This window comes from Flavobacterium xanthum, assembly GCF_900142695.1.
GTDB classification, from domain to species: Bacteria; Bacteroidota; Bacteroidia; order Flavobacteriales; family Flavobacteriaceae; genus Flavobacterium; species Flavobacterium xanthum.
The window spans coordinates 106,078-123,850 of sequence record NZ_FRBU01000007.1; the positions used below are offsets into that span (position 1 = coordinate 106,078).

Genomic DNA, 17,773 nt, shown 5'->3' on the forward strand with positions numbered 1-17,773 from the left:
TAACTTTTAAAAGTGCCTATACGCCCCGTTTTTTTGACACCAGCGTTGAAGATTGAACTTTAATAAAATAATCTTTTTTATGTTTCCAATAGCTTTTCATCCCATATACCAGCATCCGTTGCCAGAAGGGCATCGCTTTCCCATGTTGAAATATGAATTGCTACCACAACAATTAGTGTACGAAGGAACCGCTTCACCATCTGATTTTTTTGAACCTGAACTATGTGATTTAGATTCTGTTTTAGCCATTCACAAACCAGACTATGTAAATGATTTGCTGCATATGACCCTAAATGCAAAGGCAGCAAGAAAAATTGGATTTCCACTTTCTAAAGAACTAGTGCAACGCGAACTAATAATCGCCCAAGGAACTATCACTGGTGCTCAAAAATCATTTGATACAAAAGTGTCTTTTAATATAGCAGGTGGAACACATCATGCGTATGCTACTCATGGAGAAGCTTTTTGTTTGCTCAATGATCAAGCCATTGCTGCTCAGTTTTTACTAGACCACAACTTGGCTAAGAAAATTTTAATTATCGACCTAGACGTGCATCAAGGCAATGGAACGGCTACCATTTTTCAGAACAATCCGCATGTATTTACTTTTTCTACGCATGGTAAAACCAATTATCCTTTCAAAAAAGAAACCTCTGATTTAGATATTGCTTTCAACGATGGGACAACGGATGAGGAATTCCTCCATACCATTGCAAGTGTAATTCCGAAATTAATAGCGACTCAAAAGCCCGATTTTATTTTTTATTTAGCAGGAGTTGATATTCTAGCTACGGATAAATTAGGAAAGCTAGGCTGCTCCGTGGAAGGCTGTAAAAAAAGAGATGAACTGGTTTTTGAACTTTGCTCAAAACATCAAATTCCTGTACAGGTTTCTATGGGTGGTGGCTACTCTCCTGATATAAAAACGATTATTGAAGCGCACGCCAATACCTATAGAGTGGCAAAAGATATTTTTTAAAAAACATTTCATACCGCTAATGGATCAAAAAAAAAGCACGAACTTCTAATACAGAAATTCGTGCCTTCCAAATATAATCTATTTTCCTAAAAGCAACACCTCATTGGCAACGATTTCAGTTACATAGCGTTTTTCGCCGTTTTTATCATCATAACTTCTGTGGGTTAGTTTTCCTTCGATACCAATTTCCTTTCCCTTAGTCACATATTTTTCAATGATATCAGCTGTTTTCCCCCAAGCAGTAACCCGATGCCATTCGGTTTGTTCTACTTTATCACCGTTCTCTTTATAGTATACATCATTTGTGGCTATGCTAACGGTTGCTAATTTTTTTCCTCCTTCTAATGTTTTTACTTCAGGATCTTGACCTACTCTTCCGATTAATTGTACTTTGTTTTTCATGGCGTGTAAATTTATATATTAGTGTTTATAGTTTTTTGTTAAAACGTTCTTTCGATTCAACAGGGCAAAGATGCAACAGGTTCAAATCTTTATTCGGTTGCTAACTATTTACTTTCGGTTGTAACTATTTGTAACCGTTTGTAAATGGATTAATTTAGTTATATTTGTTAAAAATCACATTATTATGCAAGCCAAAATAAACAAGGTAGAATTACGAAATCTGAAAATTGATGACTACAAAGAGCTAAAAAAATCTATGGTAGAATCATATCCAGAAATGATTGGTTCCTACTGGAGAGAACACCATATAGAAAAATTATTAAGCATTTTCCCTGAAGGGCAGTTAGTAATTTTAGTAGATGGAAAAGTAGTAGGTTCTGCATTATCCCTAATTGTTGATGAAAGTTTAGTCGACAAAAATCATAATTATTCAGATATAACTGGAAAATATACTTTTTCGACACACAATTCAAAAGCAGATGTGTTATATGGTATAGACGTTTTTATTCACCCTAATTACAGAGGACTGCGTCTGGGAAGACGATTGTATGACGCCCGAAAAGAATTATGTGAACAACTGAATCTGAAAGCCATTGTCTTTGCTGGAAGGATTCCTAATTACGGTCAACATTCGGATACACTCACTCCTAAAAATTATATTGAAAAAGTAAAAAGAAAAGAATTACATGATCCCGTTCTTTCGTTCCAGTTGAGTAACGATTTCCACGTAATCAGGGTAATGAAAAATTATCTAGAAGGCGATACCGACTCTAAGGAATTTGCGGTTTTACTAGAATGGAATAACATTTATTATGATGAAAGTCCCAAATTGATCAACCTCGAAAAAAGTGTTATCCGCTTGGGGTTGGTTCAATGGCAAATGCGCCAATTGAACAATCTGGAAGCTTTATTCGAACAATGTGAATTTTTTGTTGATGTCGTTTCTGGTTACGGAAGTGATTTTGCATTATTTCCAGAACTTTTTGCCGCACCTTTAATGGCCGATTACAACCATTTGTCTGAGGCAGAAGCAATACGAGAACTAGCCAAACATTCAGAACCAATCCGCAAACGCTTTCAAGAATTAGCCATTTCGTATAATATCAACATCATCACAGGAAGCATGCCGTATTTAGAAAACGGTACGTTATACAATGTAGGTTTTCTATGCAAAAGAGATGGAACATCAGAGATGTATGCCAAAATTCACGTAACTCCAAATGAAGTACAACATTGGGGAATGACGGGTGGATCACAAATCAAGACTTTTGACACCGATTGCGGAAAAATAGGTATTATGATTTGCTATGATGTGGAATTTCCTGAACTATCCAGATTAATGGCTGATGAGGGTATGAATATTTTATTTGTTCCCTTCTTGACAGACACCCAAAATGCCTATACCAGAGTCAAACACTGCGCGCAAGCCAGAGCTATAGAAAATGAGTGTTACGTAGCCATAGCTGGTTGTGTGGGGAATCTACCAAAGGTGAACAATATGGACATTCAATATGCACAATCCGCTGTGTTTACCCCTTCAGATTTTGCTTTTCCAAGCAACGGAATCAAAGCCGAAGCTACTCCAAATACAGAGATGACACTGATCGTAGATGTAGATTTAGATTTACTAAAAGAACTTCATGAGCATGGAAGCGTTCGAATTCTAAAAGACCGCAGAACTGATTTGTACGACATCAAAAAAATAAATCCATGAAAACCTGCTTAGAATGCGGAGAGAAAATTATAGGCCGCGAAGACAAAAAGTTTTGCACCGACGGTTGCCGCAATGCCTACAATAATAAAATAAATAAAGACAGCACTAATTTTATGCGCAACATCAACAATAAGTTGCGCAAAAATTACCGCATTCTATCTGAACTTAACACTGATGGAAAATCAAAAACTACTAAAGCAAAACTTTTTAGTAAAGGATTTGATTTTCAGTTTTTTACAAATATCCTACAAACCAAAACAGGGAACACATATTATTTTCTCTACGATCAAGGGTACATGGTTTTGGATAATGATTTCTATATGCTAGTCAAAAAAGATATTTAATGTTATAATTCCAAAATCTACCCCACCAAAAATGAAAAAAGATTTTTCCTCCATTTTCGTCGTTCTGTTCATTTCCCTAATTCTGGGGCTGCTTTTCTTCACGATGCTGCCACAATGGACATCTGATACCGAAGGTTCTCTTACTGATTTTTCGACTAAAAGAGCCACGAACCTAGTAGCAGCCATTTCAAATAAACCACATTATGTAGGTTCACAAAATCACGAAGTCGTCGCCAACTATCTCGTTAGAGAGCTCAAGAAGTTGGGATTACAAACTTCCATACAGGAAGGATATACGTTAAGTGATTGGGGAAACCTGGTAAAGTCAAAAAATATTTTGGCTCGCATAAAAGGCTCCAATAATTCCAAAGCCTTGTTATTGCTTTCCCATTATGATAGCGCTCCTCATTCCTACTCACCAGGCGCGAGTGATGCTGGCTCAGGCGTTGCAACCATTTTAGAAAGTGTTCGCGCCTTTTTGTACAATAAAACTCCACATAAAAACGACATCATTATTCTATTTTCGGATGCTGAAGAATTAGGGTTAAATGGCGCTGCTCTCTTTGTGACGCAACATCAATGGGCAAAGGAAATAGGTTTAGTTCTGAATTTTGAAGCACGTGGTTCTTCTGGACCAAGTTACATGCTGATGGAAACCAACAAAGGAAATGCAGGATTAGTCAAAGAGTTCGCTGCGGCAAAGGCTACTTTTCCAGTCTCAAACTCGCTGATGTACAGCATTTACAAGATGCTACCCAACGATACTGACTTGACCGTGTTTAGAGAACAAGGTAATATCCAAGGCTATAATTTCGCTTTTATAGATGACCATTTTAATTATCATACGGCACAAGACGACATCAATCATTTAAACAAAAACACCTTAGCACATCAAGGTTCTTACTTGATGCCACTGTTAAATTATTTTTCGAATGCCAATTTAAACGCCACACAAGCCAGCGAAGATTATGTTTATTTTACCCTTCCCTTCACGTTTATAAGTTATCCCTTCAGCTGGGTTTTGCCAATGGTTCTGCTCGCCTTAGTCTTATTTATTTTTCTACTGTTTTTAGGAAGAGCCAAACGCATATTGTCCTTACGGGAAATTGGGAAAGGATTTATTCCTCTCTTTGGCTCCCTGCTTTTAAGCGGACTTATCACTTTTTTTGGATGGAAAGGATTACGGTTTGCCTATCCGCAGTACAACGATTTACTCAACGGATTTACCTATAACGGGCACGCTTATATTGCTGCTTTTGTGTTGCTTGCTTTAGCGATAAGTATGGCTTTTTATCATTTTTTTTCACAACGAAGGGTAACCATCAATCACTTTGTAGCCCCATTGTTCCTTTGGATAATCATCAACGGAATTGTCGCCTTTATTTTACCAGGTGCAGGATTTTTGATTATTCCCATTTTCTTTGGCCTCTCTGTTTTTGGTATTTTTATTGTGACTCAAAAATCGAATAAACTAGTAAATCTGTTTTTAAGTATTCCTGCGTTACTAATCATAGCGCCTTTTATCCAAATGTTCCCAATTGGTTTAGGCCTTAAAGTATTGTTTGGAAGTGCTATTCTTACCGTTTTGACCTTTGGATTATTGCTTCCCGTTTTTGGGGCTTTCGCCAAAAAGGGAATCTGGGCTTTGGCATTTTTAGTGCTTTCCATTGGCTTTTTTGTGAAAGCACATTCTGAATCCAGCTATGAATTTGGTAAAGCGAAATCGAATAGTTTATTATACGTCTATAATGCGGACACGGACAAGGCCAGTTGGGCTACTTATGACACTAATCTGGATTCCTGGACCAAAAGCTACTTAGGCAAAAATCCTAAAGAAGCATCCTCTTTAAATGAAATTCCGTTATTCAGCAAATACAATTCTGGGTTTACATACGCTGCAAATGCCCCTAAAAAAGAGCTTCAAAAACCGACTATCGAATTCCTAGAGGACCGATTGGTAGGCAATCAAAGGTTTTTGAAAATACGAATTTCTCCAAATCGAAATGTCAATCGGTATGATTTTTTTGCCAATGAAAAAATGACCATTCATAATTTCAAAGCAAATGGCGTAAGTACCTTAGGACAGAAAAATTCATTGTATGAACGTAAAGGAAAAAAATTATTGAGTTATTATGTGGTTGGAAACGCCCCTTTGGAAATGCAATTTAGTTGTAATGCTTCAACGATTGTAGATATGGAGCTACTAGAAAGTTCTTTTGATTTAATGTCAAACCCATTATTTGAAATAACTAAAAGAGAAAACTGGATGATGCCTACTCCTTTTGTTTTAAACGATGCCGTGGTTATTAGACAAAAAATAAAGCCAAGTACGGTAATTGTGGACAATCGTTTAAATCCTACGCCGGTAAATCCTATTTTAAAAGTTGTAAAAGACAGCTCAACAATCCAATAATTAAAGGTAATAATGACAAAAATTAGTATTCTGGGTTGCGGTTGGTTGGGAATGCCTTTGGCGAAAGCCTTACTGCAAAACAACTTTTTAGTAAGCGGATCAACGACCTCTGAGGATAAATTAAAAGTTTTGGAACAGCAAGGAATCATGCCTTTCTTGATTGCGCTTTCAGAAAAAGAAACTACTGGAAACGTGACTGCTTTTCTAGAAAATTCTAAAATTCTGATTATAGATATTCCCCCAAAACTTCGTGGTTCAGAGAACGAGAATTTTGTTTCCAAGATTAGGAATATAATTCCGTTTATAGAAAAATCAGTTGTTACAAAAGTACTTTTTATAAGTTCTACTTCTGTTTATAATGATGCTGCTGCTCTTGTTTCAGAAGAAACAGTACCTCAACCAGATACGGAAAGCGGCAAGCAATTACTGCAAACAGAACAACTTTTACAAAACAACAGCCATTTTAAAACTACAGTATTGCGTTTTGGTGGCTTGATTGGCGATGACCGTCATCCCATAAAATTTCTGGCTGGGCGCGAAAATTTAGACCAGCCTGATGCGCCTATAAATTTAATCCATCAAGAAGATTGCATTGGTATCATTCAAAAAATTATAAGTACGCATGCTTGGAATGTAACTTTTAATGCGGTGGCGCCCTTTCATCCCTCACGTGAGCAGTATTATACACAAAAGGCTGTTGATTTGAATTTGGCCCTGCCAAAGTTTATTTCTTCAACTAATTCAGTTGGAAAAATAATTTTGGGTGATCGCGTAGAAACGGTTTTAAAGTATACTTTTGCGAAACCAAATTTGTAACGTGAGAACTAAAATTAAGAATGTTGTTTCGTCGAAAGTTAGCGCTATTGGACTGCCTGTATTGGCTTTGTGCTGGGTTAGTTTTTTTTGGGGCACCACCTGGATTGCTTCCAAAGAAGGAGTAAAACACATGCCTGCCTTGCAACTTGTAGCCATTAGACAGTTTCTAGGCGGTTTCCTTTACATTTCCTATTTTCTATTTAAAAAAGCGCCTTGGCCAAAAGGAAAGCAGTGGAAAACGATCATCATTTTAAGCATCCTTAATTTTGTATTAAGTAACGGATTAAGTACTTGGGGAGTTAAATACATAAGCAGCGGTCTTGGCGCCATCATAGCAGCGATTGTTCCTTTGTGGATTGTTATTATAACGTTCTTTAGAGGAGAGCGTTTGTCCAAATTATCCGTTGTAGGTTTGATTATCAGCTTTGGCGGTGTTTGTGTCATTTTTTACGACCATTTAAGTGACTTTTTAATTCCAAGTTTCAGATTTGGAATTATAATTTCGTTAATCTCTACTTTAACTTGGGCATTTGGAACTTTATACACCAAGAAAAAAGCAGCCACTTTTAATCCCTATTTTAGTTTGGGTTTACAAATGTTCTTGTCTAGTATTTTGATTTTTGCGTATACTGGCGCCACTGGAATATCTGTACCTTTAAGCGAAATTCCAGCGATTTCGTGGTGGTCGATTGCGTACTTAGTACTCTTTGGTTCTATTCTTACCTTCATCGCTTTTATTTATGTTCTTCAAAATCTTCCTGCAGCCGTCAGCACTGTTTATTCTTATATTAATCCAATTGTTGCCGTTTTGTTAGGCGCTTTAATTTTTGGAGAAACCCTAAATGTGGCTATTGCAATAGGAGGAAGCGTTACTTTGTTTGGATTGTATATGGTTAATGTTTCGTTGAGAAAACAACGAAAAACAAGTACTGAAAAGCTCTAAAAAAAAATCCCATTTGTCGCAACAAATGGGATTCTTCAAAAGTATTAAATTGTATTACCAGATTCTAACTCTTTTTTCTGGTGCGATATACATGCCATCATTTGCTTTGATATCGAATGCTTTATAGAACGTATCTATATTTTGCAAAGGAACATAAGCACGATACATTCCAGGAGAGTGCGGATCCGTTTTTACTTGGTTTTTCAACGCTTCATCACGCATTTTCGAACGCCAGATAGTCGACCAAGAAATAAAGAAACGTTGTTCTGGAGTATAGCCATCAATTAATCCGGGATTACCATTTTCTTTCAAGTACAATTGTAAACCATCGTAAGCCGCGTTTACTCCACCTAAATCACCAATATTTTCACCTAACGTAAATTTACCATCTACGAAAGTTCCAGGTATTGGTTCCAAAGCGCTGTATTGAGCAGCCAATGCTCCAGTCAAAGCGGAGAATTGTTTCAAATCATCAGCCGTCCACCAGTCTACTAAATTGCCTTCTGCATTGTATCGTGATCCTGAATCATCAAAACCATGAGATATTTCATGACCAATAACCCCACCGATTCCACCATAATTTACGGCTTCATCTGCTTGGTAATTGTAAAAAGGCGGTTGCAAAATAGCCGCTGGAAATACAATTTCATTGTTGGATGGATTGTAATACGCGTTCACCGTTTGTGGTGACATTCCCCATTTTTCTTTATCAACTGGCTTGTTTAATTCGGCTATGTTTTCGTCAAAACGCCATTGAGCCATACTTTTTGAGTTCTCAAAATAGGTTCCACCTTCTTCTGGACTTTTTATTGTCAAGGCTGAATAATCTTTCCATTTGTCAGGATATCCAATTTTAATTCTTGATTTGTGCAGTTTAGCAAGCGCGCTTACTTTTGTTTCTGCAGACATCCAAGACAAATTATTGATTCTGTTTTCGAAAGCTAAGAAGATGTTCTTGATCATTTTCTCCGCTTTGGCTTTGGCTTCAGCCGGAAATTTTTTCTCCACATATAATTTACCTAACGCTTCTCCAACCGTTCCGTTGATCGTTTGCAAGGCTCTTTCGTCACGTGGTCTTTGACTTACTGCACCGGTTAATGTTCTTCCGTAAAACTCCCAGTTGGCATTTTCAATCTCAGTAGACAGTTGACTAGAAGCTCTATTTAATAAACTCCAACGCATGTAGGCTTTCCAGTCTTCTACTTTATTTTCTTTGAAAATAGTTTCTAGCGCCGTCATATATTTGGGTTGCGATACAATTACGGTATCTACTTTAGCTAAACCAATTTTGGTAAAATAAGCATCCCAATTGATTGACGGAGTTAATTTACTCAACTCACTCAATGTCATAGGATTGTATGACTTACGACGGTCTCTGCGCTCAACTCTGTCTAACCTTGGTTTCGACATTGCAGTTTCAAGAGCTAGAATTTTCTCTGCATTCGTTTTTGCAACGGCAGGTTTATCCCCTAAATATTGCAACATTTTGGCCACGTGCAAAACATACTTTGCCCGTTTCTCTTTGGAATCGGCATCATCAGAAACATAATAATCTCTGTCTGGTAAACCTACGCCGCCAGGGCCTAAATTAATCACGTTTCTACTGCTGTTCTTCGCATCTGTTCCTACGCCAGCACCCATAAATCCGATGCCACCAATAGGTTCCATTTCAATTAATAAGGCTTCTAAATCTTTAGCGTTTTTAACCGCGTCAATTTTCTTAAGATAGGGTTTCAAGGGAGCAATACCCATCTTATTTCTTCCTACAGTATCTAATATCGATTTGTACAAGTTAATTGCTTTACCTTGATCGGTATTCGATTTGTAGCTTGGATTTGTTGTGGCTTCTTTTAAAATTGCCAATGCATCCGCATCAGTTCTTTGACGTAATTCATCAAAGCTACCCCAACGGGTTCTGTCTGCTGGAATTGCTGTATTATCCAACCAAGTTCCATTTACATAACGGAAGAAATCATTACTTGGTTTTACCTTTTTATCCATGTAATTTACATTGATACCTGGTTCCTTAGCTGCAGGAGTAGTTTGCGCTTGACTCACCGCAAAACCCATGATTGCGGGAATCACAAAAAGCAGTCGCTTATTGCTGTTTTTCTTCATTTTTTTTAGTTTTTTAGTTAACCTCACAAAGCTATCAATAAATTATTAAAGTTTTTGTTAAATTTTGTTGTTCAACTATTGATTAATGGACATAAAAAATCCCATTTGCTCGAACATTTAGAGCAAATGGGATTTTTTTTAATCTAATTGACAATACTACCAAATTTTCACTCGTTTGTCTGGTTGAATGTACATTCCATCACCTGATTTTACGTCAAAAGCATCATAAAAGGCATCTACGTTTTGCACAGGTACATACGCCCTGTACATTCCAGGAGAGTGTGGATCCGTCTTTACTTGGTTTTTTATCGCTTCATCACGCATTTTAGTACGCCAAACCGTTGCCCAAGAAATAAAGAACCGTTGTTCTGGAGTGTAACCATCAATTAATTCTGGCGTTCCGTTAGCCTTTAAATACATTTGCAAACCATCATAAGCGGCATTAACACCACCTAAATCCCCTATATTTTCTCCCAATGTAAATTTCCCATCAACGTGAATTCCAGGTAGTGGTTCTAGGGCACTGTACTGGTCTGCCAAAGCGGTTCCTAAAGTTGTAAATTGTTTTAAATCCTCGGCAGTCCACCAGTCAACAAGATTTCCATCTGCATTGTAGCGCGCACCAGAATCGTCAAATCCATGAGAAATCTCATGTCCAATGACAGCACCAATTCCCCCGTAATTTACCGCTTCATCCGCCTGATAATTGTAAAATGGTGGTTGTAAAATAGCGGCTGGGAAAACAATTTCGTTGTACGAGGGATTGTAATATGCATTTACCGTTTGTGGTGACATTCCCCATTCTGTTTTATCTACTGGTTTGTACAGTTTGTCCAAGTCTTCTTTGAAGGACCAACGAGAAAGATTTTTTACATTTTCAAAATAGCTTCCACCCTCATCTGTACTAGCAATTTTCAGAGCAGAATAGTCTTTCCACTTATCCGGATATCCAATTTTAATGGCAATTTTATTTAGCTTCTCCACGGCTTTCACTTTCGTTTCCGCTGACATCCAAGACAAATCATTTATCCTATTTTGGTAAGCCAAAACTACATTTTTGATCATTTTTTCCGCTTTTACTTTGGCTTCAGCCGGAAACATTTTCTCTACATATAATTTTCCTAAAGCTTCTCCAATAGTACCATTTACGGTTTGTAAAGCACGGTCCTCACGCGGTCTTTGCTTGATGGCTCCGGTTAATGTTTTTCCATAAAAATCAAAATTAGCCACTTCTATGTTAGATGACAACTGACTAGATGCTCCCCGCAGCAACGTCCACTTCATGTATGCTTTCCAATCCTCTACTTTATTTTGTGCCAAAATAGTCTGCAAAGCTTTCATATATCGCGGCTCACTTACAATCACCGTATCTAGCTTCGTGAAACCAATACTTGTAAAATATTGCTTCCAATCCAGCGCTGGTGTTATTTTTTGCAAATCTGCAATGGTCATTGGATTGTATTGTAATCTGCCGTCCCTTTGTTCCACACGATCCAATCTTGGTTGTGACATTGCCGTTTCCAACGCTACAATTTTACGAGCACTTTCCTTCGTTTTTGTTGGGTTTTCACCAATGAATTGCAGCATTTTGGCCACATGCAATTCGTATTTTTCGCGTTTCTCTTTCGAATCTTTATCATCCGCTGAATAGTAATCCTTATCCGGTAATCCTAATGATCCTGTACCTACATAAAGCGAATTTTTACTGCTGTTCTTATCATCTGCTCCAACATAAATTCCAAAAAAACCAATACCGCCGACTGGTTCCATTTCGCTTAAGACTTTTTGCAAATCTTTGGTATTTTTGATGGCGTCAATTTTAGCCAAATACGGTTTCAAAGGATTAATTCCCTGCTTGTCTCTGGCAACCGTATCTAAAATTGATTTGAAAAGATTGATTGCTTTTCCTTGATCTGTAGTGGACTTATAGATTGGGTTTCTAGATGCTTCTTTCAAGATATCCATTGCATCTTTATCCGTTTTTTTCAATAATTCGTTGAAACTTCCCCATGAAGTTCGATCACTTGGGATTTCAGTTTTGTCCAACCACGTCCCGTTTACATATCTAAAAAAGTCATCGCTTGGCTTCACCTTTTTATCAATGTTCATTACATTAATTCCCGGTTCTTTAGTAGCTGGCGTGGTCTGAGCTTCACTTACTGCAAAACCCATGATTGCGGGAATCACAAAAAGTAACTGTTTATTACTTATTTTCTTCATTATTTTAAGTTATTTAGTTATCCTCACAAAGCTATTAATAAAAAAGCGATTAGTTATGTACTTTATACAGAATAAGATTGTGTTAATTTGAATTAAAAATATATCCCGTTTTCGTATTTTTGCATCAAAATAGTACCATGTCCGAGTTTTTAAAAAAATACCGTCTTTTTTTAGGCGTTTTTATTGTTTTTTCAATCATTGTTTTGACCTTATTTTATTCGGCTTTAAAGCCAAAAAAAACACTTCCCATTTATAATCCCGCAGATGTAAATCCGGAATTAGTAGATAGTACGGTTCAGTACAAAAGCAAGTACCACACTATTGCTGATTTTTCCTTTATCAATCAAAATGGAAAAACCATTACCCAAAAAGATTATGAAGGAAAAATATATGTAGCTGATTTTTTCTTTACCACTTGCGGATCGATTTGTCCCAAAATGACGACTAATTTGTCTGAAATTCAAACCGCTTTTGCCCATAATCCAAAAGTAAAATTACTTTCACATACTGTTTTTCCGGAAACGGATAGCGTTCCAGTTTTGCAGGCTTACGCCAAAAAGTATAAGGTTGATGCATCCCAATGGAACTTAGTAACTGGCGATAAAAAAGAAATTTACACTATGGCTAGGAAATCTTATTTAGCTGTAAAACTGGGAAAACCGAGCGAACTGTACGATATGGTTCACACCGAAAACTTTGTTTTAGTAGATACCAAAAGGAGAGTTCGTGGTTTTTATGACGGAACAAACAAAGAGGATATGAAACGTTTAATTGAGGACATTACTTTTTTGAGTAACGAATAGCCTATTGCTACAATACCTATCCTTAAACTCGGGTTTCGCGAAGACAACCCCTTTATTTTAAGCTGGATTCAATTGCTTTAATTACCATATAAATGTGACATATATCATTTGTGTTTGTTTTAAAATGTGTATTTTTGCAATCTTAATTCAATCTAAATAAGTTTTGCAAACAACGATCCATTCTCTCAAAAAAGGTGAAAAAGCCATTATAAAAGACTTTGACATCGATGCCGTTCCTTTAAAATTATTGGAAATGGGATGCTTGCCTGGCAATCTAGTAGAATTACTTCAAATTGCTCCTTTTGGAGATCCTTTGTACTTGAACATTAATGGATCACATGTGGCCATTCGGGTAGAAACTGCAAAAGAAATTGAAGTTGACATTATAAAAACCAACTTATGGTAAGCAAACAAAACATCAACGTCGCTTTAATTGGAAATCCTAATGTGGGTAAAACTTCTGTTTTTAATCAGCTGACTGGGCTGAATCAACAAGTGGGGAATTATCCGGGAATTACGGTTGAAAAAAAGATTGGTTTTTGCAAATTACCTACTAATATTAAGGCGAATATTCTAGATTTACCTGGAACATACAGCTTAAACGCCAGTTCGATTGATGAAAATGTAGTCATTGAATTATTGCTCAACAAAAATGACAAATTGTATCCAGATGTAGCACTTGTTGTTACCGATGTGGAAAATTTAAAACGGAATTTATTACTTTTTACCCAAATAAAAGACCTCGAAATTCCAACTATCCTAGTCATCAATATGGCAGATAGAATGAAGTTCAAAGGGATTACACTGGATATTCCGTATCTGGAAGATCATCTAAAAACCAAGATTGCGCTAATTAGTTCCAGAAAAGGATACGGAATTGACGAATTGAAAAAATTGATTATCAGTTACCGCACCATTTCAACTGAACCTTGCTTGAATGCCTCCGTAATCGACCCAGATTACTTCAATAGCTTGCGCAAAGCATTTCCTAATCAACTGCTTTACAAGTTGTGGTTGGTTATTACACAGGACGTCAACTTCCTGAATTTAGAACGAAATGAAATTAGAAGTTCTTTTACTAAATCGCATTCCGATTTAAAGCGACTCCAGCAAAAAGAAACTATAAAACGCTATCAATTTATCAATGATGTTCTAAAAGAAGGATTGAAAATTGATGCTTCCGTTGCTAGAGATTACCGCAGCAGATTAGATCGTGTACTTACACACAAAGTTTGGGGATACGTGATCTTTTTTCTAATCTTATTTGTTATTTTCCAATCTATTTTTGAATGGTCTAAAATTCCGATGGACTTCATCGATGCATCTTTTGCTTCTTTGAGCACGCTTGCTGCCGAAGAATTGCCAGCCGGTGTTTTAACCAACTTAATTTCGCAGGGAATCATCCCTGGAATTGGAGGTATTTTGATATTCATTCCGCAAATTGCCTTCTTGTTTATGTTTATTTCGATACTAGAAGAAAGCGGCTATATGAGTCGAGTGGTTTTCCTAATGGATAAAATCATGCGGAAATTTGGTTTATCTGGTAAAAGTGTTGTCCCGCTTATTTCTGGCACAGCCTGCGCTATTCCAGCGATAATGGCGACCCGAAATATTGAAAACTGGAAAGAACGTTTAATTACTATTTTAGTAACTCCTTTTACTACCTGTTCTGCTAGATTACCCGTTTACGCCATTATTATTGCATTAGTAATTCCTGATACTCGTGTTTTTGGATTTTTGAACATGCAAGGAATGACTTTGATGTTGTTGTATTTACTGGGTTTTGGAATGGCTATTTTTTCCGCTTATATTTTAAATAAAATTCTGAAAATCAAAGGAAAAACCTACTTTGTAGTTGAAATGCCAAATTATAAATTACCGCTTTTCAAGAATGTGGGAATCAATGTGATAGAAAAAACCAAAGCGTTCATTTATGGTGCAGGAAAAATTATACTTGCCATCTCTATCGTATTATGGTTTCTAGCTTCTTATGGCCCTGGTGCGAAATTTAACAATGCAGAAAAAATTGTTATTGAAAACAACCAAAACAAGCCACTGCCACCAGCTGATTTTGAAAATGCTGTCGCTTCGCAAAAGTTAGAAAACTCATACATTGGTATCATGGGAAAAGCAATCGAACCTGCTATTTCGCCGCTTGGATACGATTGGAAAATAGGAATTGCAATCATAAGCTCCTTTGCCGCCAGAGAGGTTTTTGTAGGCACATTAGCTACAATCTACAGCGTGGGAGGAAGTGATAATGAGGTAACAATAAAAAATAAAATGGCTGCCGAGGTCAATCCAGTTACTGGAGAGAAAATTTTCAATTTCGCATCAGGAATATCCTTGTTGTTGTTTTATGCCTTTGCCCTGCAATGTGCCAGTACACTTGCCATCACTAAAAAAGAAACCAATTCTTGGAAATGGCCTGTAGGACAATTAATTTTCATGTCGGGTTTTGCTTATGTAGTCGCTCTCATCGCCTATCAGATTTTGAAATAATTGATCCCTAGCCGGACGGCTAACCGGTCCACAAACGTTAAATTTAATAATTTCACTATTTTTAATTTGTCTAAATAAGATTTGTGTTTTACTTTTGCACCGTAGAATCAATCTAAATAAAAATGAGGAATAATTTAATCGTAGCTTTTTTATTAGTTACAACCGTTGTGTTTGCACAAGAAAAAGAGCTTTCACAAACCCAAAAAGACAGTATTAAAAATTTGAATGCAGCTGTCATAAATTTACAAAATGTCGCTATAACGCCACTACAACAAAGCCCTGAAAGACAACCTGAAATAAAGGGTACCGTACTTTTTTCTGGCAAAAAAAATGAAGTCTTAAAACTATCTAGTTTCACTGCTAATTTAACCACTAATAATGCACGCGAAGTTTTCTCTAGAGTTCCCGGCGTCACTGTATGGGAAAATGATGGTTCCGGAATTCAAATCAACATTGGTGTTCGTGGGTTAAGTCCAAATAGAAGTTGGGAATTAAACACCAGACAGAATGGTTATGATATTTCATCTGACGTTTTTGGATATCCTGAAGCTTATTACAATCCGCCATTGGAAGCAGTTGAAACTATTGAATTGGTTCGTGGTGGTGCTTCTTTACAATTTGGACCACAATTTGGTGGAATGATAAACTATGTACTAAAGCGCGAACAAAAAAAGGCCTTCACTTTTGAGACTCAAAACACGTTAGGCAGTTATAACTTGATGAGTAGCTATAATGCTATTGGCGGAAAAATAAATAAATTTTCTTACTATGCTTACAATCATTCTAGAAGTGCTGACGGCTGGAGAGAAAATAGCAAATATAAGGTAAGAAATTCGCATCTTTTTATGGAATATGCTTTTACGAAAGATACTAAACTGTCCGCAGAATATACTAGTATGGATTACAAAATGCAGCAAGCTGGTGGCTTAACTGATCAACAATTCAAAGACAATCCAAGACAATCATTACGAGAAAGAAACTGGCTTGGTACGCCATGGAACTTATTTTCTCTAAACTTTGACACCAAAATATCTAATAAGCTCACCTCTAATACTAAGCTATTTGGATTAATTGGAGAAAGAAATAGTGTCGGTTTCACTGCCACACCTAATCTTGCTGACGCCATTAAACCGTCTACTAACGATTACGCTAATAGAAGAGTAGATCGCGATTTTTACAAAAATTTTGGTATCGAAAACAGAAATATCTTCAGCTATACCATTGGTAAAAACATAAACAACTTAGCTTTTGGAGTACGCTATTACAAAGCTAATACTCGAAGACAGCAAGAAGGTACAGGAACAACACGTTCTGATTTTAATTTAGAGACTTTAAGTAAATATCCACGGGATTTAAACTTTAACACGGAAAACATTGCCTTATTTGCCGAAAATCAGTTCAAATTGACCGATAATTTTAGTGTCATACCTGGTGTTCGTTATGAGTATATAAGCTCGACTGGAAATGGAAGATTTGGGATCAGCTCTGGAAATGATATTCCATTTCAAAATAACAAAATTACCCGCAACCAACCATTATTTGGGCTTGGAATGGAATACAAAATAGGTAAAACGAATATATATGGGAATATTACACAAGCTTTCAGACCCGTATTATTCTCAGATATTACCCCTCCTGCCGTTACGGATGTAATCGATCCTAATCTAAAAGATGCTAGCGGTTACAACGCAGATCTTGGTTATAGAGGTACGATTAAAAATTACCTGAATTTTGATTTTAGTTTGTTTTATCTGAGCTATAATAATAGAATTGGTGGCGTCAGACAATTTGTTAACAACGACCCCAACCAAGGCACTTTCCTATACAGAACTAATTTGGGCGAAACTGTAAATAAAGGGATTGAAGGTTTTGTAAACCTAAATGTTACACGGTTTTTAGAGATTGAAAACACTATTGGGAATATCGATATTTTCTCTACCGTTAGTTTTATTGACTCTCGTTATACCGATTTCAAAATTAATTCCGCCACTGGAACTGCACCAAATGTTGTCATTTCGGAAAGAAATCTCTCTGGAAATAGAGTAGAAAATGCGCCACGATACATACACAATTTTGGAATAAGTTGGAGCAAAAATAATTTTTCATCCACTCTTCAATACAAAACATCTGGTAAGATTTATACTGATGCTAATAATACTACAGCACCTTCAGCAAATGGAGTAACTGGTTTACTAGACGGTTATCGAGTGCTTGACTTATCTGCTGAATATAAGTTCCTTAAAAATTACAATATTAGATCTGGAATTAATAATTTAACAAATGAAACATATACCACCAGAAGAGCTGGAGGGTATCCTGGACCTGGTATTTTACCTGGTGAAGGGCGAACATTCTTTATCTCTATTGGAGCAAAATTATAAGACTAAAAGTGAACTACCAACAGTAACGTGTTTGAAAATTAAATAGCTTGAATTCAATTAATAAATGCGAAAGTTAGGAATCTCAAAGAAAGATGAAATATTTTTTCAGAACAAAGAAAAGAAAATTAATTCTTTTCC

Annotated in this window: 13 protein-coding genes; 10 read left to right on the forward strand and 3 right to left on the reverse strand. The window is 36.6% G+C overall.

Annotation, left to right across the window (positions count from 1 at the left end; genetic code table 11):
* Window positions 1–79 precede the first annotated feature (79 nt).
* The gene (locus BUC11_RS04700; protein ID WP_073352404.1) at window positions 80–979 is read left to right on the forward strand and encodes a histone deacetylase family protein; all 900 of its coding nucleotides are present in this window, start codon (window positions 80–82) and stop codon (window positions 977–979) included.
* A 78-nt stretch (window positions 980–1,057) separates the two neighbouring features.
* Here BUC11_RS04700 and BUC11_RS04705 read toward each other — a convergent pair whose 3' ends face one another.
* Window positions 1,058–1,381 carry a single-stranded DNA-binding protein gene (locus BUC11_RS04705; protein ID WP_073352406.1) on the reverse strand — a complete coding sequence of 108 codons (324 nt, stop codon included), beginning with the start codon at window positions 1,379–1,381 and terminating at the stop codon, window positions 1,058–1,060.
* A 184-nt stretch (window positions 1,382–1,565) separates the two neighbouring features.
* Between BUC11_RS04705 and BUC11_RS04710 the strand changes: the two genes are divergently transcribed.
* The 5 genes from BUC11_RS04710 to BUC11_RS04730 all read left to right on the forward strand — a co-directional run bounded on the left by BUC11_RS04710 (window position 1,566) and on the right by BUC11_RS04730 (window position 7,611).
* Complete coding sequence (locus tag BUC11_RS04710) at window positions 1,566–3,095, forward strand: bifunctional GNAT family N-acetyltransferase/carbon-nitrogen hydrolase family protein (protein WP_073352408.1); 1,530 nt, start codon at window positions 1,566–1,568, stop codon at window positions 3,093–3,095.
* A complete protein-coding gene (locus tag BUC11_RS04715; protein ID WP_073352410.1) occupies window positions 3,092–3,439 on the forward strand; it encodes a hypothetical protein in 348 nt (115 codons plus the stop codon). The genes BUC11_RS04710 and BUC11_RS04715 overlap by 4 nt, the downstream gene beginning before the upstream one ends.
* Before the next feature lie 103 nt (window positions 3,440–3,542).
* The gene (locus BUC11_RS04720) at window positions 3,543–5,852 is read left to right on the forward strand and encodes a M28 family peptidase (RefSeq protein ID WP_073352412.1); all 2,310 of its coding nucleotides are present in this window, start codon (window positions 3,543–3,545) and stop codon (window positions 5,850–5,852) included.
* 12 nt (window positions 5,853–5,864) lie between these two features.
* Window positions 5,865–6,668, forward strand: a complete 804-nt coding sequence (locus tag BUC11_RS04725) for a Rossmann-fold NAD(P)-binding domain-containing protein (RefSeq protein WP_073352414.1) — start codon at window positions 5,865–5,867, stop codon at window positions 6,666–6,668.
* A gap of 1 nt (window position 6,669) precedes the next feature.
* Window positions 6,670–7,611, forward strand: coding sequence for a DMT family transporter (locus tag BUC11_RS04730; protein WP_245793765.1), 942 nt, complete (start codon window positions 6,670–6,672; stop codon window positions 7,609–7,611).
* 54 nt (window positions 7,612–7,665) lie between these two features.
* On the opposite strand, the gene BUC11_RS04735 is transcribed toward BUC11_RS04730, so the two are convergent.
* A complete protein-coding gene (locus BUC11_RS04735; protein WP_073352418.1) occupies window positions 7,666–9,729 on the reverse strand; it encodes a M13 family metallopeptidase in 2,064 nt (687 codons plus the stop codon).
* Between the two features lie 156 nt (window positions 9,730–9,885).
* Entirely contained in the window at window positions 9,886–11,949 is a 2,064-nt protein-coding gene (locus BUC11_RS04740; protein WP_073352420.1) for a M13 family metallopeptidase, read from the reverse strand.
* A gap of 137 nt (window positions 11,950–12,086) precedes the next feature.
* Between BUC11_RS04740 and BUC11_RS04745 the strand changes: the two genes are divergently transcribed.
* The 4 genes from BUC11_RS04745 to BUC11_RS04760 all read left to right on the forward strand — a co-directional run bounded on the left by BUC11_RS04745 (window position 12,087) and on the right by BUC11_RS04760 (window position 17,635).
* Complete coding sequence (locus tag BUC11_RS04745) at window positions 12,087–12,752, forward strand: SCO family protein (RefSeq protein ID WP_073352422.1); 666 nt, start codon at window positions 12,087–12,089, stop codon at window positions 12,750–12,752.
* A 163-nt stretch (window positions 12,753–12,915) separates the two neighbouring features.
* The gene (locus BUC11_RS04750) at window positions 12,916–13,158 is read left to right on the forward strand and encodes a FeoA family protein (RefSeq protein WP_073352424.1); all 243 of its coding nucleotides are present in this window, start codon (window positions 12,916–12,918) and stop codon (window positions 13,156–13,158) included.
* Window positions 13,152–15,254 carry a ferrous iron transport protein B gene (feoB, locus tag BUC11_RS04755; RefSeq protein ID WP_073352426.1) on the forward strand — a complete coding sequence of 701 codons (2,103 nt, stop codon included), beginning with the start codon at window positions 13,152–13,154 and terminating at the stop codon, window positions 15,252–15,254. Before BUC11_RS04750 ends, feoB begins: the two co-directional genes overlap by 7 nt.
* A 122-nt stretch (window positions 15,255–15,376) precedes the next feature.
* Complete coding sequence (locus tag BUC11_RS04760; protein ID WP_073352428.1) at window positions 15,377–17,635, forward strand: TonB-dependent receptor family protein; 2,259 nt, start codon at window positions 15,377–15,379, stop codon at window positions 17,633–17,635.
* Window positions 17,636–17,773: the final 138 nt, after the last annotated feature.